Below are 23101 nucleotides of genomic sequence, written 5' to 3' on the forward strand. Positions count from 1 at the left end.
GCCGACCGGAGTGCGGTCGGCGGCCGTTTCTGGCGGCTCGTGGGTCGCTCAGACCTCCGGCGCCGGGTAGGTCGGGTACTCCACGCCCGAGACGTGCTGGACGACGCGCACCACCTGGCAGGAGTAGCCGAACTCGTTGTCGTACCAGAGGTAGAGGATCGCGTTGTCGCCGTCGACCTTCAGGGCGCCGCCGTCGACGATGGAGGCGTTGCGGGAGCCGATGAAGTCGCTGGAGACCGCGTCGGGCGCCGTGGTGAAGTCGATCTGGCGCTTGAGCGGGGAGGTCAGCGACACCTCGCGCAGGTAGTCGTGGACCTCCTCGCGGGTGGTCTCGCGGCCGAGCCGCAGGTTCAGGATGGCGATCGAGACGTCCGGCACCGGCACGCGGATCGAGCTGCCGGTGATCGGCGCCTTCAGGTCCGGCAGCGCCTTCGACACGGCGGACGCGGCACCGGTCTCGGTGATCACCATGTTGAGCGGCGCGGACCGGCCCCGACGCTCGGCCTTGTGGTAATTGTCGAGCAGGTTCTGGTCGTTGGTGAACGAGTGGACCGTCTCCACGTGGCCGCGCAGCACCCCGTACTCGTCGTCCATGGCCTTCAGCGGCGGGACGATGGCGTTGGTCGTGCAGGAGGCGCAGGACAGGATCTGCTCGTCCGGCTTGATGGTGTCGTGGTTGACGCCGTGCACGATGTTCGGCACGTCACCCTTACCGGGCGCGGTCAGCACGACCTTGTCGATGCCGGGTCGCAGGTGCTTCGACAGGCCCGCACGATCACGCCAGTTGCCGGTGTTGTCGATCAGGATGGCGTCGCGGATGCCGTACTCGGTGTAGTCCACGGCCGACGGGTCGTCGGCGTAGATCACCTTGATCTCATTGCCGTTGGCGATGATCGTGCTGGCGTCCTCGTCCACCGTGATGGTGCCCTGGAACTGACCGTGGATCGAGTCGCGGCGCAGCAGCGAGGCCCGCTTGACCAGGTCGCCGGCGGCCTTGGCGCCACCGCCCCGGACCACGACGGCACGCAGGCGCAGGCCGTTGCCCGAACCGGCCTTCTCGATCAGCAGGCGCGCGACCAGCCGGCCGATGCGGCCGAAGCCGTACAGCACGACATCGCGGGGCGCGCGGCGCTCGATCTTCTCGGCGCCGGTGGCCCCGGCGACCGCCTCGGCGGTGAACTCCGCCACGCTCAGTCCCCGGTCGTCGGCCTTGTACGTCGCGGCCAGCATGCCGAGGTCGATCTGGGAGGGGCCGAGGTCGAGGGCGGTCAGCGCCTGGAGGAACGGCATCGTCTCGGTGACCGACAGCTCCGCGCCCGCGATCTGCCGGGCGAAGCGGTGGGTCTTGAGGATGCTGACCACCGACTTGTTCACCAGGGAGCGGCTGTGCAGCAGGACGGTCACGTCCCGCTCGCGGTGCAGCTTCCCGATGATCGGGATCATCGACTCCGCGATCTCCTCGCGGTGCTTCCAGTTCGTGAACGAGTCGTCGTTGACAGTCACAGATCTATCTTTCGAGCTAGGCGGCGCTCATATGGTAGGCACACCCTACTTTGATCACCAGAACCGCCTGTCAGGGGGGTCGGTCGAGGCGCCGTTCCTGAATCAGGGTGGAAAACGCGCGACACCCGGGCACCGCATTGCACCGCCCGTACCCCGTGACCATGGTCGGAGCGTGATCACGTCTTCCGCACCCCGGCCCGGAGCGGCCACCGCCCCCGGCCCGGAGCGCCACCGCGCACTGCCCCGGATCGTCCGCCACCGCGCACCGCACGGCGCCCTCCTCGCCCTCGCGCTGTTCGCCGCGGTCCGCGCGGCGGGGATCGCCGCCGTGATCGCCACCAACGCGCTGACCGGCCGCCCGCTGGTGCGCAACCTCGCCCACTCCTGGGATTCGCGCTGGTACCTCAACATCGCCGCCCACGGCTACGGCCGGCTCATCTGGATCACCCCCACCGGGGGAGTACAGAGCGACTGGGCCTTCTTCCCGCTCTACCCGGCCCTGGTCCGGGCCGCCGACACCGTTCTCCCGCTCACCCCGGCCGCGGCGGCCATGCTCATCTCCTGGACGGCCGCCGTCGTCGCCGCGTACGGGGTCTATCTCATCGGCCACCATCTGTACGGCCGTGCCACCGCCACCGCCCTCGTCGCGCTGTGGGCCGCGCTGCCGCACGCGGTCGAGCTGACCATCGCCTACACCGAGTCCCTCTTCGCCGCCCTGGCCGCCTGGTCCCTGTACTGCGTGCTCAAGGACCGCTGGCTCTGGGCGGGCACGCTCGCCCTCCTGGCGGGTCTCGCCCGGCCCACCGGCTTCGCCGTGGCGGCCGCCGTCATCGCCGCCGCCGCGCGGCAGCTCCGGCCGCGGCGCGGACAGACCGCCCCCGGCGTATGGGCGGCCGCCCTGCTCGCCCCACTCGGCTGGCTCGGCTACGTCCTCTGGGTCGGCCGGTGCACCGGCGACCTGACAGGCGGCTACTTCGCCGTGCAGGGCGCCTGGGGCTCCCGGATCGACTTCGGCGCCGGGGCCGCCCGCTTCGTCGGCGCGCTGCTCGCCCACGGCGGCCAGGTCATCTACCCCGTGGCCCTCGCCCTCGTCCTGATCAGCCTGGTGCTGTTCGCGCTGCTCTGCCTGGAACGCGTCCCGCTGGCCCTGGCGGCCTTCGCCGGTGTCCTGGTGCTGCTGGTGGTCTTCGGCTCCGGCTCCTTCTCCTCCAAGCCGCGCTTCCTGCTGCCGGCCTTCCCGCTCCTCATCCCGGCCGCGCGCGCCCTCACCCGCACCTGGCGCACCCGCCCCGCCGCGGCCTGCCTGGTCGGCGGCACGCTGGCCGTCGTCTCCGTGCTGTACGGCGCCTACGTCACGGTGCTCGTCCACGCGCCGCTGTGACCCGCGCCGGTGCGAAGGCGGGGAAAGGGGGTAGGCGGGGGCTTCGAGGAAAGGACGACCATGACGACCTACGTGATCACCGTGCCCGGCACCTTCACCGCGGACATCGAGGCCGACACCCGCGCCCGGCTCGGCCGGGCCCTGCGTCCCGCCGACCCGCACGGCACCGACCTGGGCAGCGCAGAGGACCTCGACACCCTCAACGTGAACGAGGACGGCACCTTCACCCTCCACCTCACCGTCGAGGCCGACAACAACAAGCACGCCGAGCAGGAGGCCCGCCGCCTCGCGGACGAGGCCCTGCGCACGGTCGGGCTGGACGAGAACACCGCGCCGCTCGGGCCCGCCGTGATCACCGGCATCGACTCCCAGGTGCACTGACGGTCCGTGGCGGGCCGTCCCGGACGCCGAAAGCGCCCGAATGGGTAAAATCCAGACAACGGCCCGCCAGGATCACCGCCCACCGGAAGTGAACGATGTTCCGCAAGCGCCCCACGGACGACGGCGACGAGCTGCTGGCCAGACTCGGCTCGCTCACCGCCCAGGCGCGTGAGCGAGCGGAACAGCAGCGCAGCCAGGTCGAGCTGGCCATCGCCCTCCAACGCGGCATGCTCCCGCGCGACCTGCCCAGCCGCCCCGGCCTGCACCTCGCGGTGCGCTACGCCCCCGCCAACCAGGGCCTCAACGTGGGCGGCGACTGGTACGACGCCTTCGCCATGCCGGACGGCAAGATCGGCCTCACCATCGGCGACGTCCAGGGCCACAACATCGAGGCCGCCGCCTTCATGGGCCAGGTCCGGGCCGCGCTGCGCGCGCTCGCCTCCGTCACCAGCGAGCCGGGCGAACTCCTCGCCCGCACCAACGACCTGCTGCTCACCCTCGGCAGCGATCTCTTCGCCACCTGCACCTTCCTCCGGCTGGACCCCGTCACGGGCGTCCTGGAGAGCGCGCGGGCCGGGCACATCCCCTTCGTCTGGGCCACGGCCGACGGCAAGTCCGGCGTCGTCCACGACATGGGCGGCCCGCCGCTGGGCATCCAGCCGGGCATGGACTACCGCGTCACCCGGCACCGGCTCTCCACCGGCGGCGTCTTCGTCCTGCTCACCGACGGCGTGGTGGAAGGGCCCTCGCTGCACGTCGAGGACGGCCTCGCCCAGGTGGTCCGCCTCGCGGGCATCGCCGCCGTCGCCGGCCTGAAGGTGCACGCGCTCGCAGCGGCCGTGATCAAGGGCGCCGACAACGTGGGCCACGACGACGACGCGGCCGTCCTCGTCGTCGGCCACGACGGCCCGAACACCGTCACCCCCGCGCAGCCCCGCGTCGTTAGGCCATAGGCGCCGTTCGCCTCGCCTCTGCCGGCCGACCGGTGTGAGAGTTTCCGGGTGGTGGCATTCCCTGAAGCGCGTCGGCCGGGCGGCCATGTCGCCCTGGGCCTGGCCGTCGCGGTCTGCTACTTCGCGGCCGGACGCCTCGGCCTGCTCTGCAAGCTCACCGTCGACAGCGCCGTCGTCACCCCCATCTGGCCGCCGACCGGCGTGGCCGTCGCCGCCCTGCTCATCCTCGGGGTGCGGTACTGGCCCGGCGTCACGATCGGCGCGTACCTCATCGTCCTGTCGCTGGACACGCCGGTGCTCTACTCGCTCGGCTACCTCGTCGGCAACACCCTGGCACCCGTGGTGGCGGTGGTGCTGCTGCGCCGGGCCGGGTTCCGCACCGATCTGAGACGGCTGCGGGACGGGCTCGCGCTGGTGTTCTTCGGCGCGCTGGGCGCCATGCTGATCAGCTCGACCCTGGGCGTCGCCCTGCTCGTGGTGACCGACCGGATGCCCGCGCACGCCTTCTGGACGGTGTGGCTCGCCTGGTGGGTGGGCGACGCCATGGGCGTCCTGCTCATCACCCCGCTCCTGCTCCTGCTGAGCCACGCCCGGGGACTGCGGCCCACGCCCCGCCGCTGGGAGGCCGCCGCGCTGACCGTGGTCGCCGTCTGCGTCGTACCGGCCGCCGTCTACAGCCACCTCAGCCTGCTGTTCCTGGTGTATCCGCTGATCATCTGGGGTGCGCTGCGCTTCGAGCTGCTCGGCAGCATGCTCTGCGCGCTGGCCACCTCGGTGCTGGCCGCCGTCGCCGCCAACGGGGGAGCGGGTGCCTTCCGGGGGCTGAGCCGCATCGAGGTCATGGCCAAGCTCCAGGCCTTCAACGGCGCCATGGCGCTGACCGCCCTGCTGCTGTCCGCCGTGATCACCGAGCAGCGGCACACCCGGCGCTCCGTGGAGCGGGCGTGCGAGGAACTGGTCGAGGTGCTGGAACACCTCACCGCGGGGGAGGCCCCGCCACCCCGCCCGGCCCCCGAGGACGCCGACCCGCTGCTGCGGCCCGGCGACGACGCGCGGCCGCCGGGGCGCTAGGCCAGCGCGACCGAGGCGGTGACCCGTTTGCCGCGGCCCACCGGAGTGACCTCCAGGGCGCCGCACAGCAGGCTCACCAGCCGCAGCCCGTGCCCGCCCACCCGCTCCGGATCGGGCGGGCGGTGCCGGGGCGGACGGGGCGAGGAGTCCGTGACACTGATCCGCAGCGCCGACGGGTCCGGTGTCACTTCCATGTGCAGGGTGAACGGCCCCGGCGCGTGCTTGAGCGCGTTGGTCACCAGCTCGCTGGCGACGAGCTGCGCGTCCTGCACGGTACGGGCCGAGGGGGTGGGGCGGACCCGCGCGAGCAGGTCGGTGACCGCGTTCCTGGCGGCCGGGAGAGACGCGGTGTCGGCGTCCCAGCGGCGGCTGTAGCGCGGCACCTCCGGCATGGTCCGCGTCATGGTGTCTGCCGTGAGGGGGAGGTCCATGCGGAATCGCCCTTCTCCCGTGGTAGCTGGTTCAGGCCCCGTAGTGCGATCGCGGAGGATCGTCCCTTCCCCACCCGGCTACCCCCTGCGCCCCCGATCAAGGGGTGTCGGGGCGGGAATCCCTCGGACGTATGAGAACGGCCGGGTAAAACACCAGGGCACAAAGCGGCGGGCCCGGAAATCCACGAATGGGATTTCCGGGCCCGCCCCGGCACGGCATCGCACCGATTCAGTGTTTGAACGTGTCCTTCGCCTTTTCCTTGGCCTCGCGGGCATCGCCCTTCGCGCCTCCGGCGCGGCCCTCGGCCTCCATGCGCTCGTTCCCGACGGCCTTGCCCATGGTCTCCTTGACCTTGCCCTTGAGCTGCTCCGCCTTGGCCTTGCCCTTCTGGTCACCAGCCATGGGGTATTCACATCCCAACGTTTTCGGTGCGTGGTCGACATCCGGTTATCCCCATTGCCGTCACCCAAACCGGAAAAGCCGAAATTCATGAACCGGAGTCGCTCCGACGGGCCCTCCCGCGCCGCACCAGATGCCGGACGACCAGCGCCGCCACCAGCAATCCGACGGCGATGAGCACGTAACGCTGATAGCGGACGATCTCGTCGTACACGGCTGTGATGTGGCTGCCCGCCAGGTACGCCAGCGAGGACCACAGGCCCACCCAGAGGGCCGCGCCGAGCGCGTTGAAGGCGAGGAAACGGGGCCACGCCATCCCGGTGGTGCCCGCGATGATCCCGTTGGCCTGGCGCAGCCCCTCCACGAACCGGGCCACCGTCACGATCTTGCCGCCGTGCCGCCGGAAGAACGCCTCCGCCGCCTCGAAGCGCTTCGGCGTCAGCAGGATGTACTTGCCCCAGCGCTCCACGAACGCCCGGCCGCCGGTACGGCCGATCACATAGCCGACGTTGTCCCCGACGACCGCCGCCGCGAACGCGATGGCCGCCACGGCGACGATGTTCAGCTCCCCCGCACCGGCGTAGACCCCGGCGGCGAGCAGGATCGTCTCGCCCGGCGCCGGAACCCCGAAGTCCTCCAGGAAGATGACCGCGCCGACAGCCCAGTAGCCGTAGTGACCGAGCAGCGGGGCCAGCGGCGCCAGGGGGCCGGGGAGGGGAGGCGGCATGGCATCACCGTACGCCGCGCCGCGCCCCCGCCCCCCTTTGACCTGCGGGAAGGACCGCCCCGGGGCCGTGCTCAGGACCGGCCGACCGCGTCCTGGTCGCGCACCTCCGCCGCGGCGGACGGCTCCGCGGCCGGCTCCGCGGGAACCGTACGGGCCCGGCGCCACTTGGCGATCCCCAGGGCGACCTGGTCGGTGTAGCGCGCGGTCAGCGGGCCGACGACCACCAGGATCAGCACGTACGCGGTGGCCAGCGGGCCCAGCCGGGAGTCGATGCCCGAGGTGACCGCGAGACCGGCGATGACCACCGAGAACTCGCCGCGCGCCACCAGCGTGCCGCCCGCCCGCCAGCGGCCCCGCACGGAGACACCCGCGCGCCGCGCCGCCCAGTAACCGGTGGCGATCTTGGTGAGCGCGGTGACGACCGCGAGGGCCAGCGCGGGCAGCAGCACCGGCGGGATGCTCGCCGGGTCGGTGTGCAGCCCGAAGAACACGAAGAACACGGCCGCGAACAGGTCCCGCAGCGGCGCCAGCAGGTTGTGCGCGCCCTCGGCGACCTCGCCGGAAAGCGCGATACCCACCAGGAAGGCGCCGACCGCCGCCGAGACCTGCAACTGCTGGGCGAGACCGGCCACCAGCAGGGTCAGCCCCAGGACCACCAGCAGCAGCTTCTCCGGGTCGTCGCTGGAGACGAAGCGGGAGATGACCCGGCCGAAGCGCACCGCCAGCAGCAGCACCAGACCGGCCACGCCCAGCGCGATGGCGAGCGTGATGCCGCCCGCGACGAAGCCCGTACCGGCCAGCAGGGCGGTGACCAGTGGGAGGTAGACCGCCATCGACAGGTCCTCCAGCACCAGGATGCTGAGGACGACCGGGGTCTCCCGGTTGCCGATCCGGCCCAGGTCGCCCAGGACCTTGGCGATGACGCCGGAGGACGAGATCCAGGTGATGCCGGCCAGCACGACGGCGGCGATGGGGCCCCAGCCCAGCAGCAGCGCCATCACGGCGCCCGGCACCGCGTTGAGCGCGAAGTCCACCAGACCGGCCGGGTACTGCGTCTTCAGGTTGGAGACCAGGTCACCGGCGGTGTACTCCAGGCCCAGCATGAGCAGCAGCAGGATCACGCCGATCTCGGCGCCGATCGCCACGAACTCCTCACTGGCGCCCAGCGGCAGCAGCCCGCCCTCGCCGAAGGCCAGCCCGGCGAGCAGATACAGCGGGATGGGGGAGAACCTGAGCCGGGCGGCGAGTCGGCCGAGCAGGCCGAGGGCCAGGATGATGGCGCCGAACTCGATGAGGAAGACCGCGGAGGAATGCATCCGGATCACTCCCTGCCGAGGATTTCGGCGGCCGCGTCGACGCCCTCGCGGGTGCCGATCACGATGAGCGTGTCACCGCCCGCGAGCCGGAATCCCGGACCGGGGGAGGGGATGGCGTAGGCACGGCGCAGCACGGCCACGATCGACACGCCGGTCTCGGTGCGCATCCGGGTGTCCCCGAGCAGCCGTCCGTTCCAGTGCGAGACGGAGGACAGCGAGATGCGCTCGGCGACCAGGCCCAGCTCGGTCGTGGAGAGCAGGCTGGGGCTCTGGTGGGTCGGCATGAGCGCCCCGGCGATGGCCTCCGCCTCCCCGCCGGTCAACTGCACCGACAGCGCGCACGCGTCGGGGTCGTCCTCGCGGTAGGCGCTCAGCGTCCGCGCGCCGTCCCGGTGGGCCACCACCGACAGCCGGCGGTGTTCGCGGGTGGTGAGGTCGTACCGGACACCGATCCCCGGCAGCGGCGTCCTACTCGTGCGTGCGGTGCCCATGGCAACCCCCCTGACTCTTTTGACTGTTTCTTGGCGCAATCATTACCTACACCGTAGCTTGACGGTGCATGGCCAGGCGGGAAGCAGTCTCTCAGGGGGGTCACGTCATGCTTTGTGCCGTTTTCAGCCGCCGAGGTTGCCCTGCCGGGCGTCGGCCCACAGGTCGACCCCGCCGTCCGTGGCGTACTTGTCGATCTCGGCCAGCTCCTCGGCGCTGAACTCCAGGTTCTCCAGCGCCGCCACGTTCTGCTCGAGCTGCTCGGTGCGCGAGGCGCCGATCACCAGCGAGGTCACCCGCTCGTCACGCAGCGCCCAGGCCAGCGCCATCTGGGCGAGGGACTGGCCGCGCCGGGCCGCGATGTCGTTCAGGGCGCGCAGCCGGCCGCGCATGTCCTCGGTCAGCCAGGACTGGTCGAAGGACTTGCCCGCCGCCGCCCGCGAGTCCTGCGGCACGCCGTCCAGGTAGCGGCCGGTCAGCAGGCCCTGCGCCAGCGCCGTGAAGCCGATGACGCCGAAGCCCTCCTCCTCGGCCACGTCCAGCAGACCCTCGGTCTCGATCCAGCGGTTGAGCATGTTGTACGACGGCTGGTGGATCAGCATCGGCGTGCCCAGCTCGCGCAGGATCGCCGCGGCCTGCCGGGTGCGCTCGGCGTCGTAGGAGGAGATGCCGACGTAGAGCGCCTTGCCCTGGCGTACGGCGGTGTCGAGCGCGCCCATCGTCTCCTCCAGCGGCGTGCTCGCGTCCAGCCGGTGGGAGTAGAAGATGTCGACATAGTCCAGGCCCATACGCTTCAGCGACTGGTCCAGGGAGGCCAGCACATATTTGCGCGAGCCACCGCCCTGACCGTAGGGGCCCGGCCACATGTCCCAGCCCGCCTTGGTGGAGACCACCAGCTCGTCCCGGTACGGCGCGAGGTCCTGCTTCATCAGCCGGCCGAAGTTGATCTCCGCCGAGCCGTAGGGCGGGCCGTAGTTGTTCGCCAGGTCGTGGTGGGTGATCCCCAGGTCGAAGGCGCGCAGCGCGATCTCGCGCTGGGTCTCGAAGGGCCGGTCGTCACCGAAGTTGTGCCAGTAGCCCAGCGACAGCAGAGGCAGGTCAAGACCCGAACGTCCGGTGCGCCGGTAGCGCATGGTGCCGTCGTAACGAGCGGGGTCCGCGACATGGTTCATCGGGTGATCTCCGGGTGGTGCCGTAGGGGTGCCCCCGGGAAGCGGGGCTGATCCACCCTGCTCCCTCGGCAGCGCGAAGTCCAACCGCCGTACCTCATGGGATTGAGCTGCCTTGTTTCTTAATCATCCCGCCGCTGACCTCGGCATTCGCCCATGTGCCCGTGGCCGGTGTGACGTGTGTGGCGTTGGGCAGCAGGATGGGACACGGGGCTGATGCCCGGTGCGGCCGGAGAAAGCACATCCGGTGACACCGACGGCGAAAGGAGCGGCAGTGAGTGATGCCCTGTCCAACGGAGAGCAGCCCTCAGGCATAAAGAAGAGGGCCTCCAAGGCCGTGACGGACCTCCCCCACCAGGTCCGCGAGGAGCTGACCCACAGACTGCGGCGCAATCGGGGCGCCTTCCGCAAGGACGACGTCCAGGTCGTCGAACCCCCCCTGCTCAGGCGAGCCGTCGGCGCCTCGGCGCTCGGCAACTGCATGGAGTGGTTCGACTTCGGGGTCTACAGCTACCTTGCCGCCACGCTCGGCAAGGTGTTCTTCCCCGGCGCCTCCCCGGGCGCCCAGGTGATCTCCTCCTTCGCCACCTTCGCGGCCGCCTTCGTGGTGCGCCCCCTCGGCGGGCTGGTCTTCGGACCGCTCGGCGACCGGCTCGGCCGGCAGAAGGTACTGGCCACCACCATGATCATGATGGCCATCGGCACCTTCGCCATCGGCGTGATCCCCGGCTACTCCACCATCGGCATCGCGGCACCCATCCTGCTGCTGGTCGCCCGCATGGTGCAGGGCTTCTCCACCGGCGGCGAGTACGGCGGCGCGACCACCTTCGTCGCCGAGTACTCACCCGACCGGCGGCGCGGCTTCCTGTCGAGCTGGCTCGACTTCGGCACCTTCGTCGGCTACGCGCTCGGCTCCGCCCTGGTCACCGTGCTGAATCTGCTGCTGTCGGACGCCGAGATGCTCTCCTGGGGCTGGCGCATCCCGTTCCTGGTCGCCGGTCCGCTCGGGGTGATCGGCCTCTACATGCGGCTGAAGCTGGAGGAGTCCCCGGCGTTCCAGCAGCAGCTCGACGAGCACGAGAAGAGCCTTGCCCAGGAGTCGGCGGGCAGCGAGTTCAAGGACATCCTCAAGAAGCACTGGGCCGCACTGCTCATCTGTATGGGCCTGGTGCTGCTGTACAACGTCACCAACTACATGGTCACGGGCTATCTGCCGACGTACCAGACCGAGACGCTCGGCCGGTCCAGCAGTTCGGCCGACGTGCTGGTGCTCATCGGCATGGTGTGGATCGTCATCCTGATCACGTTCCTCGGCCGGCTCAGCGACCGGATCGGCAGGCGCCCGCTGTACGGCTGGGGTGCCGTCGCCATGATCGTGCTGGCGATCCCGGCCTTCCTGCTGATCAAGGCGGAGGGCACCTGGGCGCCGATCCTCGGCGTGCTGATCCTCTCCACCCTGCTGGCCTGCTTCGCCGCGCCGAGCGCGGCCACGCTGCCGGCCCTCTTCCCGACGGCCGTCCGGTACGCGGCGATGGGCATCGGCTTCAACTTCGCCGTCGCGGCCTTCGGCGGAACGACCCCGCTGGTGACCGCCGCGCTGGTGGACATCACCGGCGACGACCTGATGCCCGCGTACTACCTGATGCTGGCCGGCGTCATCGGTCTGATCACGGTGAAGTTCCTCCCCGAGAGCGCCCAGGTCCCCCTGCGCGGCTCCCAGCCGATGGTCGGCTCGAACGAGGAACGGCGTGAACTGATCACCACGTCCAAGGAGCTGTACGCCCTGGCGAAGGACCGCCCGGCGGCGGATCGGGGCTAGGCCCCCGAAACTCCGGGAGACCCCTCGTTGCCCCTGCGGCGACGGGGGGTCTTCGCATGTCAGAACGCCAACTCCGCCTCCCTGACCGGGACTTAAGGGGAGGTTAATCGAGGATTAAACGTCGCCCGGTGAGGCTGTCGTTTGTTCAGATACCCGTTGCTCATGGGCGATTTGAGAGGTCGCCGGGGCGGTTGGAGCCGGTGGGACCGAGGCGTATGGTCGGGGCCTGCCGGTGGTGCTCGCCGTTCGCGTGAGAGCGCTCTCAGACCTTCGGGTCCGGTGTGTGCGGTGTGCAATTCCGGCGCTCGTCCCTTCCCCCACGGTCGAGGGCGTGCCCCGTACGTCCCCCCCACAGAGAACAGGGTGTGTTCTGGTCATGGCTGGTCATCGTTTACGTCGCTGGTCCTACCGCGGACTGATCTGCGGAAGCGCCGCCGCGCTCGCCGCCGGTGTGCTGCTCAACACCACGGGACCAGGCGCCCACCGCGCCGACGCCGCGCCGGCGGCGTTCAGTTGGTCCGACGACTTCGACGGCGCCGCGGGCAGCGCGCCGGACAGCTCCCGCTGGACCCTGGAGACGGGCGGCGGCGGCAACGGCAACCACGAGCTGCAGTACTACACGAACAGCACCGACAACGCGGCCCTCGACGGCAACGGCAACCTGGTCATCACCGCCCGCAAGAACACCGACCCCAACCTGAACTGCTGGAACGGGCCCTGTCAGTTCACCTCCGCGCGGCTGAACACGGCGCAGACCTTCACGCAGAAGTACGGCCACTTCGAGGCCCGCATCAAGATCCCGCGCGGTCAGGGCATCTGGCCGGCCTTCTGGATGCTGGGCGACGACCTCGGCAGCGCGGGCTGGCCGGGCAGCGGCGAGATCGACATCATGGAGAACGTCGGCAAGGAGCCCGCCACGGTCCACGGCACCATCCACGGCCCCGGCTACTCCGGCGCGGGCGGTATCGGCGCCGCGTACAACCTGCCCGACGGCAAGCCGTTCGCCGACGACTTCCACACCTTCGCGGTCGACTGGAGCCCGTCCGGCATCACCTGGTCCGTCGACGGCCAGAACTACCAGACCCGCACCCCGGCCGACGTCAACGGCAACAAGTGGGTCTACGACCACCCCTTCTTCGTCATCCTCAACCTCGCGGTCGGCGGTGACTGGCCCGGCGGCCCCGACGCCGGTACGTCCTTCCCGCAGACGATGACCGTGGACTACGTCCACGTCTCCGCCCAGAACTGAGGTCCGGGGGCCGGGAGTCGCCAACCCCCGGCCCCGCTGACCGTCCCCGTGTTGTCCCGGCTCCGGCCGGGTGCTTCCCCCACTGCAAGGAGTTCCCCGCATGTCGCCTCGTCACCAGCGCAACCTGACCCGCCGCAAGCTGATGTTCGCGCTCGGCGGCGCGGCCGTGGCCGTCCCCGCGGCCGCCGCCATCGCGCCCTTCGCCCTCGCCGACCAGCCGGGCGAGAGCGGCGGCAACAAGACCCGCGCGGCGTCGGGTTCGCTGCCGGTGACCGTCGTCAACAACAGCGGCTCGTTCGACAACGCGTCCGTGAACGTCTACGTCGTCGGCAACGTCGACGGCAAGCAGGTCCGCCTCAAGCAGGACGGCACCCTCGCGCCCATCGCCGTCTCCGACAACGGCGCCGACGGCTTCACCGACTACGCGATACCGCTCGCGGGCAGCGGCGAGACCAAGCTGTCCCTGCCGTTCATGTCGGGCCGTATCTACGTCTCGCTCGGCGACAAGCTGAAGATGAAGGCCGTCACCGACGGCAACGGCAACGCGGCACTCCAGTTCCCAGCCGGCTGGGTCGAGTCCGACCCCAATTTCGGTGTGCTGCACGACTGCGCGGAGTTCACGTACAACGCGTCGGGCATGTTCTGCAACACCACGATGGTCGACATGTTCAGCGTGCCGATGAGCATCCGCCTCACCGGGGAGAAGGACCAGACGACCGGCAGCATCCGTGACGGGGGCCGCGCCGCCGCGTTCGCCGCGGTCAAGGAGGTCGCGGAGTTCTCCAAGCTGGTCGTGGACGACAAGCGCATCATCGCGCCGGGTCACGGGCTGGACGCCGGGCTGTTCGCCAAGGACTACTTCGCGCCGTACATCGACGAGGTGTGGAGCACCTTCACCGGCAAGGACCTGAAGATCACGACCAACGCCGGCACCTTCACCGGCCGGGTCCGCGGCGACCGCTTCACCTTCGACGGCCCGGCCTCGGTGTCCTTCGCCAAGCCGTCCACCCGTGACGTCCTCTTCTGCGACGGCAACCTCGCCGCCCCGAACGACGGCACCACCGGCCCGGTCGCCGCCGTCCTGGGCGCCGGCTTCAACCGCTCGACGCTGCTCACCGACACCGCGCAGCCCAGCACCGACCCGGCCGCCTTCTACCAGGGGGAGCTGACCAACCACTACTCCAAGGCCATCCACGCGGCCACCAAGGACGGCAAGGCGTACGGCTTCGCCTTCGACGACGTCGCCGACTTCGCGTCCTTCATCCAGGACACGGCGCCCTCCGGCTTCACGCTCACGCTGACGTCGTTCTGATCCACCCCGCAACGGCGCTGCTCCCCGCCTCGGCTCAAGGCGGGGAGCAGTGTGGTTGTCCCTGTCGGTCAGCAGGGGCGGATGTGCCAGACCGGCGTCCAGGAGGCCGTACCGCTCTGCGGTGCCCGGCTGCTCCACCGCTCGGTGCCGTTCTCGTTGTAGAACCGGGCCACGGTGCCGGTGCTCTGGCTGTTGTTGAAGTAGCCGTCCCCGATTCCGTAGAAGTCGTAGTACCCGCAGTAGTAGTAGTCGTAGCGCTTGCCGTTCCCGTCCTGGATACACAGGTGTCCGGCGCTGCAACTGATCGCGGCGGTGCCGGGAACGGCGAAGGTCACCGTCCCGCCGGGCATGGTCGCCTTGTCCGCCGCGAGCTGCCTCTCGCCGGGGTGGGCGGCCAGATAGCTGTCGATCCGGCCCTGGGTTCCGCCAGCCGGCGCCGCCGACGCGCTGCCGGCCAGTAACTGACTTCCCGCCAGCGCCACCGCGGCCGCCGTCACGGCCAGAACTTTGCGCACGCTCATCCTGAAACTCCCCCTGATCCCGCCCTCCGGCCACCGCCATGGATGACGCCGGTCCCGAAGACTTGATCCATCGTCCCGACCGGATGAGCTGCCATAGAAGTGCGAATCCGGTCATTCGGCACAGCCCGGGTCGCATCGGGGGCGCACCCGCACCTCCGCCACCGTCCCTTCGCACTACGAACCGTTTCAGCAACCACCCCAAAAAACTTGCTCCGCAAAGCCGAGTGAACGACTCCCGTATCGCGGACCCCTTCCGTCTCCCACAACCGGGGTCCCCCGGTGACCAGTTGACGTTGTCGCTACGGGCGGGCGCGGGGTGGGGGAGTGGGTCGGGGAGACTGTCGCTCCTGGATCAAGGGGAGGGGCTGTCGGACATGAAGCGTGGAGTTCGAGGGGTCGTGGCGGTCGCCGTCGTGCTGGCCGGGAGCGGCTGCGCGGCCGATACCGAACTGGCCGCCGCGGGAACGGGCTTCACCCTCGGGGCGGACAGGGAGCAGGAGGTGTCGTTCAAGAAGTCGGCGGGCGTTCTGTTCTACGACGTCGGCGCCACCACCTACGAGGCGTCCTTCGCGTACTACTGCGCTCCGACGGACGCGGCTCCGGTACGCGGAACCGTGGTCACCTGGGCGCCCGTGATGTACGGCGATCTCGTCAAGTGCGGAATCGACGAGAAGCTGGAACCGGCGAGCGTCGAGGCGGAGAGGCTCGTGTGCCGCTGACCGGATCGTTCCGGGCGTGGCCCCGATCATGTCTGTCGGGTGGGCTCAGGCCCAGGTCAGACTAGGGGCATGAAGAGAGCGCTGATTGTCATCGATGTCCAGGAGTCGTTCCGGGCCCGGCCGCTGTGGGAGGAGATCAGTGATCCGGAGATTGCTCGGCCGGTGAACCGGCTGGTGCGGGGCGCGCGCGAGCGGGGGGACCTCGTCGTGTGGGTGCTGCACACCGCGCCCGGCAGTGGGGACGTGTTCGATCCGGAGCTGGGGCATGTGCGGCTGTTGGAGGAGCTGGAGCAGCCGCTGCCCGGGGAGCCGGTGTTGCGGAAGACCTCGCACAACGCGTTCACCACCACCAATCTCCAGCAACTGCTCACCGAGGCGGGCGTGGGGGAGTTGTGGGTGTGCGGTATCCGGACCGAGCAGTGCGTCGAGACCACCGCCCGGCTCGGCAGCGACCTCGGGTACGAGGTCGTCTTCGTCGTCGACGCCACCGCGACCAACCCGATCGGCCACCTCAGCGCCGAGGCGATCATCGAGCGCACCACGGCCGTCCTGCGCGACCGCTTCGCCCGTATCGCCACCGTGGACGAGCTGGCGGCCACACCGGTATGACCCGCGTCGTCTTCGTCCTGCTGCCCGGGGTCCACCTGCTCGACCTGGCCGGACCGGCCCAGGTCTTCTCCACCGCGGCGGACCTCGGGCAGCCGTACACCCTCGACTACGTCGCCGCACAGCCGCAGGTCCCCAGCGCCCAGGGGCTCATGCTCACCGCACAGACCCAGTGGCCCGGCCTCGGCCCCGGCGACCTCGTCGTGGTCCCCGGCTGGCGCGCCCGCACCCTGCGCACCGGCCCCGTGCTCACCCCCGACATCCTCGACCGGCTGGGCGCCCACCACGCCGCCGGCGGCACCGTCGCCAGTGTGTGCGCGGGCGCCCAGGCCCTCGGACAGGCAGGGCTGCTCGACGGCCGTCGCTGCACCACCCACCACCAGCTCCAGGACGAACTGGCGGCCCGTCACCCCAGGGCGACCGTCGTCAAGGACGTGCTGTTCACCACCGACGACCGGGTCATCACCTCGGCCGGCATCGCCAGCGGCATCGACCTCGCCCTGCACCTCCTGGCCGTACGCCACGGCCCCGCTCTCGCCGCCCGGGTCGCCCGCGAGATGGTGATCTACGCCCGCCGCAACGGCGACGAACCGCAGACCAGCGCCATGCTCCGGCACCGCGCCCACCTCGACGACACGACCCACCGCGTCCAGGACCTCATCGACGCCCGCTACGCTGAGCCCCTGCCCCTGGCCCGCCTCGCCGCCCACGCGGGCGTCAGCGCTCGTACTCTGACCCGGCTGTTCACCAGGGCCACCGACGGGCTCACCCCGCTCAGGTACCAGCAGGCGCTCCGGGTGGAGCGCGCCGAACACCTCATCAGCCACGGCGCCACCGCCGAGTCCGCCGCCCGCGAGGTCGGCTTCGAGGACGCCCGGATGCTCCGCCGCCTGAGGCGGGAGTCGGCCGCCCGTTCAGCCGATTCGCCCTGCTGAAGCGAGCCCTCCGGGCTCCGGGTCCCCCTCCGACGTACGGTTTCGACCGGCGGAAACGGTCGAAACCGCCCCGGAGGAACCATGACGCAAGCCGCGGGTCAGGCGCCCCGCACCACCAAGGGCCTGAACGGGCACATGCTGATGGCGGCCGTGGTGTCCGCGATCAGTGGCCTGCTGTACGGCTACGACACCGGCATCATCTCCGGCGCGCTGCTCCAGATCTCCGAGGAGTTCCACATCGGGAACACCATGAAGGAGACCATCGCCGCCGGAATCCTGCTGGGCGCCGTCATCGGCTCACTGAGCTGCAGCCTCCTGTGCGAGCGCTTCGGCCGGCACCGCACCATCCTGTTGATCTGCTGTGTCTTCATCGCGGGCAGCCTGACCTGCGCGGTCGCCCCCTCCGCCGTCGGCCTCGCCCTCGCCCGTGTGCTGCTGGGCTTCGCGGTCGGCGGTGCCACCCAGACCGTCCCGATGTACGTGGCCGAGCTGGCGCCCAGGACGATCCGCGGCCGCCTGGTGCTCTGCTTCCAGCTCGCCATCGGCGTCGGCATCGTCATCGCCACCATCGTCGGCGCCAGCGAAGCGGTGTCCTGGCGGGTGTCCATCGGCTCAGCCGCCGCACCGGCCCTGGTCATGCTGGTGGGCCAGTTGCGGCTCCCCGAGAGCCCCCGGTGGCTGATCCTGCGCAAGGGCGACGTGGAGGGGGCGGAGAAGGTCCTGAGGCAGGTACGCCCCGAGGGCTACGACGTCGGCTCCGAGCTGGACGAGATCAGCGCCCTGGCCCGCCGTCAGCAGCGCACCGACCGGAGCCACCGGGGCTGGCGTGGGCTGCGGCAGGCGTGGGTGCGTCCGGCACTGGTCGTCGGCTGCGGCATCGCCGTCTTCACCCAGCTCTCCGGTATCGAGATGATCATCTACTACGCCCCGACCATCCTCACCGACAACGGCTTCCCCCGCTCCTCGGCGCTCCGGGTGAGCGTGGCGCTCGGTGTGGTCTACCTGGTGATGATGATCGTCGGCCTGTGGATCGTCGACAAGGTCGGCCGCCGCAGGCTCACTCTGATCATGGTGCCCGGCGCGGCCGTGAGTCTGTTCGTGCTGGGGGGCTTCTACATCACCGGCCACGGCACCCGCGCCTACGTCCCCGCCATCGTCGCCTGCCTGCTGGCCTTCATGTTCTTCAACGCGGGCGGCCTTCAGCTCATGGGCTGGCTGACCGGCTCCGAGATCTACCCGCTGACCGTGCGGGCCGCTGCCACCAGTGTCCAGTCGGCCACCCTGTGGAGCACCAACCTCCTGATCACCCTCACCCTGCTCAGCATGATCAGCGCCTTCGGCGTGGGCCAGGTCTTCTGGATCTACGCCTTCTTCAACGTCGCCGCCTGGCTCTTCGTGTGGTGGAAGATGCCGGAGCTGACCGGGCACAGCCTGGAGGACATCGAACGGCACCTGAAGAACCACGAGTTCCAGCCCGAGGACTTCGCCCGCTCCTGAACGGCACCCTCAACTCGCGGGCCGGAAGCAGGCCGTGACCTCCTTGCCGCGCGGGCACGGGTAGGCGTCCCAACTGTCGGCCAGCGCGTCCACCAGCAGCATGCCCCGGCCGCCGGTCGCCCCGGTGGTCGGCTTGCGCTGCTCGGGCAACTCCGGCGAGGCGTCGTGCACGGTGACATGCAGGCACTCGCTGTCCCAGGTCAGCACGAGCTGTGCGGTGGCCTGGGCGTGCACATGGGCGTTGGTGACCAGCTCGGACACCGTCAGCAGCACCGCGTCCACCGTGTCCGGCGCGCTCTGCGCCCAGTCCAGGGTCTCCAGGTGGCTACGCGTCCAGTCCCGCGCCGCCTTCACCCCGCTGCTGACGGGCAGCGACCGTGCCCATCCCACCGCTCGCAGGGAGGAGTTGCTCAAGGAAGATTCATCGACACTCATGCCACCCGCCTTCCCCACGATCGCGCCCGCACCCCGCCGAAACGAGGGAACGGGCCCCGGCCGAGCGCACTTACGCTCGGCCGGGGCCCGTTCGTCACCGCAGTCGCGCGCTAGCGGCGCTTCCGGCGGCTCAGCAGGGTCAGCGCGACCGCCGCGACCGCGCCGGCGACCAGCAGCTTGCGCTTGTCGCGGACCTGCTCGGGCGCCCGCTCCTGCCAGAGCTGCTCGGCCTGACCGGCCTTGGCCCGGACCTGGGTCGCGGCCGTGGCGGCCTTCTCCTTGACCGGGTCCGGCACCTTCTCCGCCAGCTTCTGCGCGGTCTCGGCGGTCTGCACCTTGAGCGCGGCCGCCTTCTGCTGGGCACGGGCCTTGACGTCGGCCTTGTCGGTGAGCGCCTCCACGGTCTCCCCGAGCTCGTGGCGGGTCCGCTCGACCTGCTCCCGAAGCTCCTGGGGGCTCGCGGAGGAGGACTCCTCGAACGGCTGCTGTGTCATCGCTTGGCACTCTCCTTGATCTCGGCCACATCGGCCTTCACACTGTCGATGGTCTGCTCCGGAGCGGGCGGGGCGGCCATGCCGACCTCCTTCTTGCCGGTCAGGGCGAGCACCGCCGTGACCACGCCGAGGACGCCGCTGACGATGAGCGCGGCGGCCCACACCGGAAGCGGTACGGCCAGACCGGCGATCGCCGTGGCCACCAGGGCCTGGAGCGTGAGGAAACCGGCGAGCCCCGCGCCGCCGAAGAGCGAGCCGCCCTTGCCGTAGCGCTTGCCCTTCTCCTTCATCTCCGCCTGAGCGAGGCGGAGTTCACCGCGTACCAGCTCGGTGAGCTGCTGCGAGGCGCGTTGCACCAATTCGCCGACCGGCTCCTCACGGGCCACCGCTTGTTCGCGGTCGGGTTCGAACATGACCATCACCCCTCCTGCGTATCCGGAAATCCGGATGCCCCGGTTACGCGGAGAGACGCCTGCCGGGGCCCTGTTCCACAGGGCCCTCACACGGGCGGCACCGAGATGGACGGGGCAAGCGGGGGACGTGTTACGGCTGTGGCCAGCGGTCCGGCTCGCGGGAGGCCGGACCGTCCGTTTCGAAGGGAGTGACCGGCCGGCTCGGATCCAGGACCTCGTCGCCGAACAGATCCTGGAGCCAGTTGGTCTGGTACACGGTGTCGAGGTAGCGCTCGCCCAGGTCCGGCGCGATGGCCACCGCCGTCAAGTCACGGGTGTCGTGGCGGGCCAGCCAGTTCGCGGCACCGCTGACCACCGTGCCGGTGGACCCGCCGAACAGGAAGCCGCGCCGGGCCATCTGGTGGCAGGCCCGGATGGTGTCCGCCTCCTCCACCCGGATCACCTCGTTGACGTAGGACTCGTCCAGCAGCGGCGGCCGCATGCTCATCCCGAGGCCGGGAATCATCCGGCGGCCGGGCTCCCCGCCGAACGCGACCGAGCCCACGCTGTCCACCGCGACGATGCGCACCGGGCGGTGCCACTGCCGGAAGTAGCGGGCGCACCCCATCAGCGTCCCGGCGGTGCCCGTACCGACGAACAGCACGTCCAGGCTCGGGAACTGACGGGCGATCTGACGAGCGGTCGTGCGGTAGTGCGCCTGCCAGTTGCCGGGGTTGGTGTACTGGCTGAGCCACACGTACCGGTCGTCGGAGGCGCACAGCGAGCGGACGTACTCGATCCGCGTGCCCAGGAACCCGCCGTTCTCGTCCAGGTCGGCCACGATGTGCACCTTGCTGCCGAGGGCCTCCATCAGCAGCCGGGTCGACAGGTTGCAGCGCGAGTCGGTCACGCACAGGAACTTGTAGCCCTTGCTCGCGGCGATCATGCTGAGCGCCACGCCGAGGTTCCCGGAGGAGGACTCCACGATGACGGAGTCCGGCTTGAGGATGCCCTCCCGCTCGGCGCTCTCCACCATCTCGTTCGCGGCCTTCAGCTTGATGGAGCCGGCGAAGTTGAAGCCCTCGCACTTCAGGTAGAGGGGACACCCGAGGATCGACTTGAGGTCGACGAAGAGATGGCCTTCGTTGAAGTCATGGGGAGCGGATATGACGGGCACGGTGGGCCTCCTGTTACCGGGGAAGGGCAGCGTTTTCAGCCATACCGGCGCAGGTCGTGGAAGAAGTTGTCGATGAGGCCGAGGTTTCCGGCGGCGGCCGTCTCGTCGTAGACGTACTTGCCGACGGCGAGGTCGAGGACGCCGAGCCCGAAGGGCGAGAAGACGATCGGCCGGTCGGGTGGCGGTGCGGCCCGGCCCAGCATCACGTCGTTCAGCGTGCCGTTGAGGAAGTCCCGGTTCCCGGTGCGCTGTTCGACCAGGTGCGGGGAGGTGTCGGCCTTCAGGCAGTGCTCCACGTCGTCGACGAAGTTGGCCGACGCCAGGAGGACTTCGGGGGCGAGGTCGCGCAACGAGACGTGTAGGACCAGGGGGTTGTGGGAGAACAGGGAGGCGTCGGTGACGTGCGGCTGTCCGGCGACGGTGGCGAAGACCACCAGGTCGCTGGAGCGGATCAGGTCCGCCGCGCTGTCGTGGACGGTGACCTCGGCGCTCGTCCCGCTCTGCCGCAGGTACTCGCAGAAGCCGGCGGCGCTGTCGGCGGCCAGGTCGTGCACCCCGACCGTCTCGAACTCCCAGCCGGTGCCCGCGAGGAAGGTGTGGATGTAGCGGGCGATCAGCCCGGTGCCGAAGAACCCGACCCGGGTCGGGCGCGGCCGGTTGCGGCTGAACCAGTCGGCGGCCAGCGCGGCGGACGCGGCCGTCCGGGTCGCGCTGATGATGGAGCTCTCCAGACAGGCGAACGGATAGCCCGTCGTGGGGTCGTTGAGGATCAGCACCGCCGAGGCGCGGGGGAGCCCCGACCGGACGTTGTCCGGGAAGCTGGAGATCCACTTCATGCCGTCGACGCCCACGGACCCGCCGACCGAGGCCGGCAGCGCGATGATCCGCGAGCTGGGCCGGTCGGGGAACCGCAGGAAGTAGGACGGCGGGTTCACCGAGTCCCCGGCGCCGTGCAACCGGTAGGTCGCCTCGACCAGGTCCGTGATCTCCCGCTCGCGCCCGGCGAGCGCCTTCTGCACCTGCTCACCGGAGATCACCGCGAACGTCGGCGAGGCCGGGTCGGGGGTGGCCGGCTGCGCGGCGGTGGGCAACAGGTCGGTCATCGCTTCATCGCCTCCGAGGTCGTGGCACCGGCGTCGAGTCGGCGCGGCTCGGCCATGCCGACCAGCACCTGCCTGTCCCCGGTGTAGGGCTCCCTGCTGTGCGCGGTGCGCACGTTGTCGACGAGGAGCAGGTCGCCTGCCTGCCAGGGCTCGCGCCTGGTGTGCTTCTCGTACGTCGCGTTGAGCAGCTCGACGACGTCCTCGCCGATCGGAGTGCCGTCCCCGAAGCGGGTGTTGAACGGCAGGCCGTCCGCGCCGTAGATGTCCACCAGGTACTCGCGGACCTCGGGGGCGAGCGTCCACTGGTTGAGGAACGCGATCTGGTTGAACCAGCACGCCTCGCCCGTGACGGGATGCCGGACCACGGCCGGGCGCCGCTGGGTGGTGCGCAGGGAACCGTCCGGCTGCCAGGCGAAGTCGATGCCGTGTGCCCGGCAGTAGCTCTCCACCCCGGCGCGGTCGGCGGTCCCGAACGACTCCTCCAGGGACGCCCCGATCTCGTCGTTGTAGGACCGGGTCAGCAGCCAGCCCTCCCGCTCGAAGCGCGTCCGCACCTCGGCGGGCAGCTCCCGCAGCACCTCGGCCGCGTCCGCGACCGCCGTCGCCCCGCCGTCCTCGGGCGCGGTCAGGCAGGCGAACAGCATCAGACCGGGTGGCTCCTGGGTGTAGCTCAGCTCGTGGTGCATGCACATCGGCTGGTTGGCCGGCCAGGTCGTGGACGCGTACAGCCCCGCGCCGAAGGTCTCGCGCGGCGCGAAGGACTCCCGCTCCGTCATCAGGCCGCCGGTCAGCCGGGCGAACACGGCACCGACCTGCTCCGGGTCCCGCAGCCCCAGGCCCCGAACCAGCAGCGACCCGTGTTCGGCGACCTGGGCGCGCAGCACGTCGCGGTACTGCGCCGCCCAGCCGGGCACGTCCGGCGGGGTGTCGATACGGGCCACCGGCGGTCTGCCCGGCCGCAGCTCCACGTCGAGCGGGGCTGCCAGGGAAGAGGTCGACATCTCGGATTTCCTTTCGGTCG

The 23101-nt window shown here is 70.5% G+C and carries 24 protein-coding genes and 1 pseudogene; 11 read left to right on the plus strand and 14 right to left on the minus strand.

The features are described 5' to 3' along the window. Window positions 1-48: 48 nt before the first annotated feature. Entirely contained in the window at window positions 49-1503 is a 1455-nt protein-coding gene (locus OG448_RS29480) for a glyceraldehyde-3-phosphate dehydrogenase (RefSeq protein ID WP_405558339.1), read from the minus strand. A 172-nt stretch (window positions 1504-1675) separates the two neighbouring features. On the opposite strand from OG448_RS29480, the gene OG448_RS29485 reads away from it, so the two are divergent. The 4 genes from OG448_RS29485 (at window position 1676) to OG448_RS29500 (ending at window position 5289) form a co-directional block, all read left to right on the plus strand. Beyond that, window positions 1676-2884, plus strand: coding sequence for a hypothetical protein (locus tag OG448_RS29485; protein ID WP_405558341.1), 1209 nt, complete (start codon window positions 1676-1678; stop codon window positions 2882-2884). Between the two features lie 60 nt (window positions 2885-2944). After that, a complete protein-coding gene (locus tag OG448_RS29490; protein ID WP_405558342.1) occupies window positions 2945-3265 on the plus strand; it encodes a hypothetical protein in 321 nt (106 codons plus the stop codon). A gap of 95 nt (window positions 3266-3360) precedes the next feature. After that, window positions 3361-4218 (plus strand): PP2C family protein-serine/threonine phosphatase, encoded by an 858-nt coding sequence (locus OG448_RS29495; protein WP_405558343.1) that lies wholly within the window; start codon window positions 3361-3363, stop codon window positions 4216-4218. 48 nt (window positions 4219-4266) lie between these two features. Next, a complete protein-coding gene (locus OG448_RS29500; protein WP_405558344.1) occupies window positions 4267-5289 on the plus strand; it encodes an MASE1 domain-containing protein in 1023 nt (340 codons plus the stop codon). Here the strand turns inward: OG448_RS29500 and OG448_RS29505 are convergent. The 6 genes from OG448_RS29505 to mgrA form a co-directional block, all read right to left on the minus strand. Then, window positions 5286-5720: an ATP-binding protein gene (locus OG448_RS29505; RefSeq protein WP_405558346.1), complete on the minus strand. Its 435-nt coding sequence runs from the start codon at window positions 5718-5720 to the stop codon at window positions 5286-5288. The two genes, OG448_RS29500 and OG448_RS29505, sit on opposite strands and share 4 nt — an antisense overlap. Window positions 5721-5949: 229 nt before the next feature. Then, window positions 5950-6123: a CsbD family protein gene (locus OG448_RS29510; protein WP_405558348.1), complete on the minus strand. Its 174-nt coding sequence runs from the start codon at window positions 6121-6123 to the stop codon at window positions 5950-5952. Window positions 6124-6208: 85 nt separating this feature from the next. Then, complete coding sequence (locus OG448_RS29515) at window positions 6209-6847, minus strand: DedA family protein (RefSeq protein ID WP_405558350.1); 639 nt, start codon at window positions 6845-6847, stop codon at window positions 6209-6211. A 71-nt stretch (window positions 6848-6918) separates the two neighbouring features. Next, window positions 6919-8163 carry a cation:proton antiporter gene (locus OG448_RS29520; RefSeq protein WP_405558351.1) on the minus strand — a complete coding sequence of 415 codons (1245 nt, stop codon included), beginning with the start codon at window positions 8161-8163 and terminating at the stop codon, window positions 6919-6921. A 5-nt stretch (window positions 8164-8168) separates the two neighbouring features. Further along, window positions 8169-8654: a cation:proton antiporter regulatory subunit gene (locus tag OG448_RS29525; RefSeq protein WP_405558353.1), complete on the minus strand. Its 486-nt coding sequence runs from the start codon at window positions 8652-8654 to the stop codon at window positions 8169-8171. Between the two features lie 123 nt (window positions 8655-8777). Beyond that, window positions 8778-9824 carry an L-glyceraldehyde 3-phosphate reductase gene (mgrA, locus tag OG448_RS29530; protein WP_391301275.1) on the minus strand — a complete coding sequence of 349 codons (1047 nt, stop codon included), beginning with the start codon at window positions 9822-9824 and terminating at the stop codon, window positions 8778-8780. Window positions 9825-10134: 310 nt separating this feature from the next. On the opposite strand from mgrA, the gene proP reads away from it, so the two are divergent. From proP to OG448_RS29545, 3 genes and pseudogenes are all read left to right on the plus strand, one after another. After that, on the plus strand, window positions 10135-11640 hold the full coding sequence (proP, locus tag OG448_RS29535) for a glycine betaine/L-proline transporter ProP (RefSeq protein ID WP_405559029.1): 1506 nt from the start codon (window positions 10135-10137) through the stop codon (window positions 11638-11640). 376 nt (window positions 11641-12016) lie between these two features. Then, window positions 12017-12886, plus strand: a pseudogene (locus tag OG448_RS29540) (family 16 glycosylhydrolase); the annotation flags it as partial. A 103-nt stretch (window positions 12887-12989) separates the two neighbouring features. Then, window positions 12990-14201: a beta-1,3-glucanase family protein gene (locus OG448_RS29545; protein WP_405558355.1), complete on the plus strand. Its 1212-nt coding sequence runs from the start codon at window positions 12990-12992 to the stop codon at window positions 14199-14201. Window positions 14202-14269: 68 nt separating this feature from the next. On the opposite strand, the gene OG448_RS29550 is transcribed toward OG448_RS29545, so the two are convergent. Continuing rightward, window positions 14270-14722 (minus strand): hypothetical protein, encoded by a 453-nt coding sequence (locus OG448_RS29550; RefSeq protein WP_405558357.1) that lies wholly within the window; start codon window positions 14720-14722, stop codon window positions 14270-14272. A 374-nt stretch (window positions 14723-15096) separates the two neighbouring features. On the opposite strand from OG448_RS29550, the gene OG448_RS29555 reads away from it, so the two are divergent. The 4 genes from OG448_RS29555 to OG448_RS29570 all read left to right on the plus strand — a co-directional run bounded on the left by OG448_RS29555 (window position 15097) and on the right by OG448_RS29570 (window position 18479). Further along, window positions 15097-15441 carry a hypothetical protein gene (locus tag OG448_RS29555; RefSeq protein WP_405558358.1) on the plus strand — a complete coding sequence of 115 codons (345 nt, stop codon included), beginning with the start codon at window positions 15097-15099 and terminating at the stop codon, window positions 15439-15441. 69 nt (window positions 15442-15510) lie between these two features. Beyond that, the gene (locus OG448_RS29560; protein WP_405558360.1) at window positions 15511-16050 is read left to right on the plus strand and encodes a cysteine hydrolase family protein; all 540 of its coding nucleotides are present in this window, start codon (window positions 15511-15513) and stop codon (window positions 16048-16050) included. After that, on the plus strand, window positions 16047-16982 hold the full coding sequence (locus tag OG448_RS29565; RefSeq protein ID WP_405558362.1) for a GlxA family transcriptional regulator: 936 nt from the start codon (window positions 16047-16049) through the stop codon (window positions 16980-16982). Before OG448_RS29560 ends, OG448_RS29565 begins: the two co-directional genes overlap by 4 nt. 81 nt (window positions 16983-17063) lie before the next feature. Beyond that, the gene (locus OG448_RS29570; protein WP_405558364.1) at window positions 17064-18479 is read left to right on the plus strand and encodes a sugar porter family MFS transporter; all 1416 of its coding nucleotides are present in this window, start codon (window positions 17064-17066) and stop codon (window positions 18477-18479) included. Between the two features lie 9 nt (window positions 18480-18488). Here OG448_RS29570 and OG448_RS29575 read toward each other — a convergent pair whose 3' ends face one another. The 6 genes from OG448_RS29575 to OG448_RS29600 form a co-directional block, all read right to left on the minus strand. After that, window positions 18489-18914, minus strand: a complete 426-nt coding sequence (locus OG448_RS29575; RefSeq protein ID WP_405558366.1) for an ATP-binding protein — start codon at window positions 18912-18914, stop codon at window positions 18489-18491. Between the two features lie 110 nt (window positions 18915-19024). Beyond that, a complete protein-coding gene (locus tag OG448_RS29580) occupies window positions 19025-19408 on the minus strand; it encodes a DUF3618 domain-containing protein (RefSeq protein ID WP_405558368.1) in 384 nt (127 codons plus the stop codon). After that, window positions 19405-19821 (minus strand): phage holin family protein, encoded by a 417-nt coding sequence (locus OG448_RS29585; RefSeq protein WP_405558369.1) that lies wholly within the window; start codon window positions 19819-19821, stop codon window positions 19405-19407. Before OG448_RS29585 ends, OG448_RS29580 begins: the two co-directional genes overlap by 4 nt. A 130-nt stretch (window positions 19822-19951) precedes the next feature. Then, window positions 19952-20977 (minus strand): 2,3-diaminopropionate biosynthesis protein SbnA, encoded by a 1026-nt coding sequence (sbnA, locus tag OG448_RS29590; protein ID WP_405558371.1) that lies wholly within the window; start codon window positions 20975-20977, stop codon window positions 19952-19954. 35 nt (window positions 20978-21012) lie between these two features. Beyond that, the gene (sbnB, locus tag OG448_RS29595) at window positions 21013-22080 is read right to left on the minus strand and encodes a 2,3-diaminopropionate biosynthesis protein SbnB (RefSeq protein WP_405558373.1); all 1068 of its coding nucleotides are present in this window, start codon (window positions 22078-22080) and stop codon (window positions 21013-21015) included. After that, window positions 22077-23081, minus strand: a complete 1005-nt coding sequence (locus OG448_RS29600; protein WP_405558375.1) for a TauD/TfdA family dioxygenase — start codon at window positions 23079-23081, stop codon at window positions 22077-22079. The genes sbnB and OG448_RS29600 overlap by 4 nt, the downstream gene beginning before the upstream one ends. Between the last annotated feature and the right edge of the window lie 20 nt (window positions 23082-23101).

Origin of the sequence: Streptomyces sp. NBC_01171 (genome assembly GCF_045039805.1) — a bacterium.
In the GTDB taxonomy this organism is placed as follows: domain Bacteria; phylum Actinomycetota; class Actinomycetes; order Streptomycetales; family Streptomycetaceae; genus Streptomyces.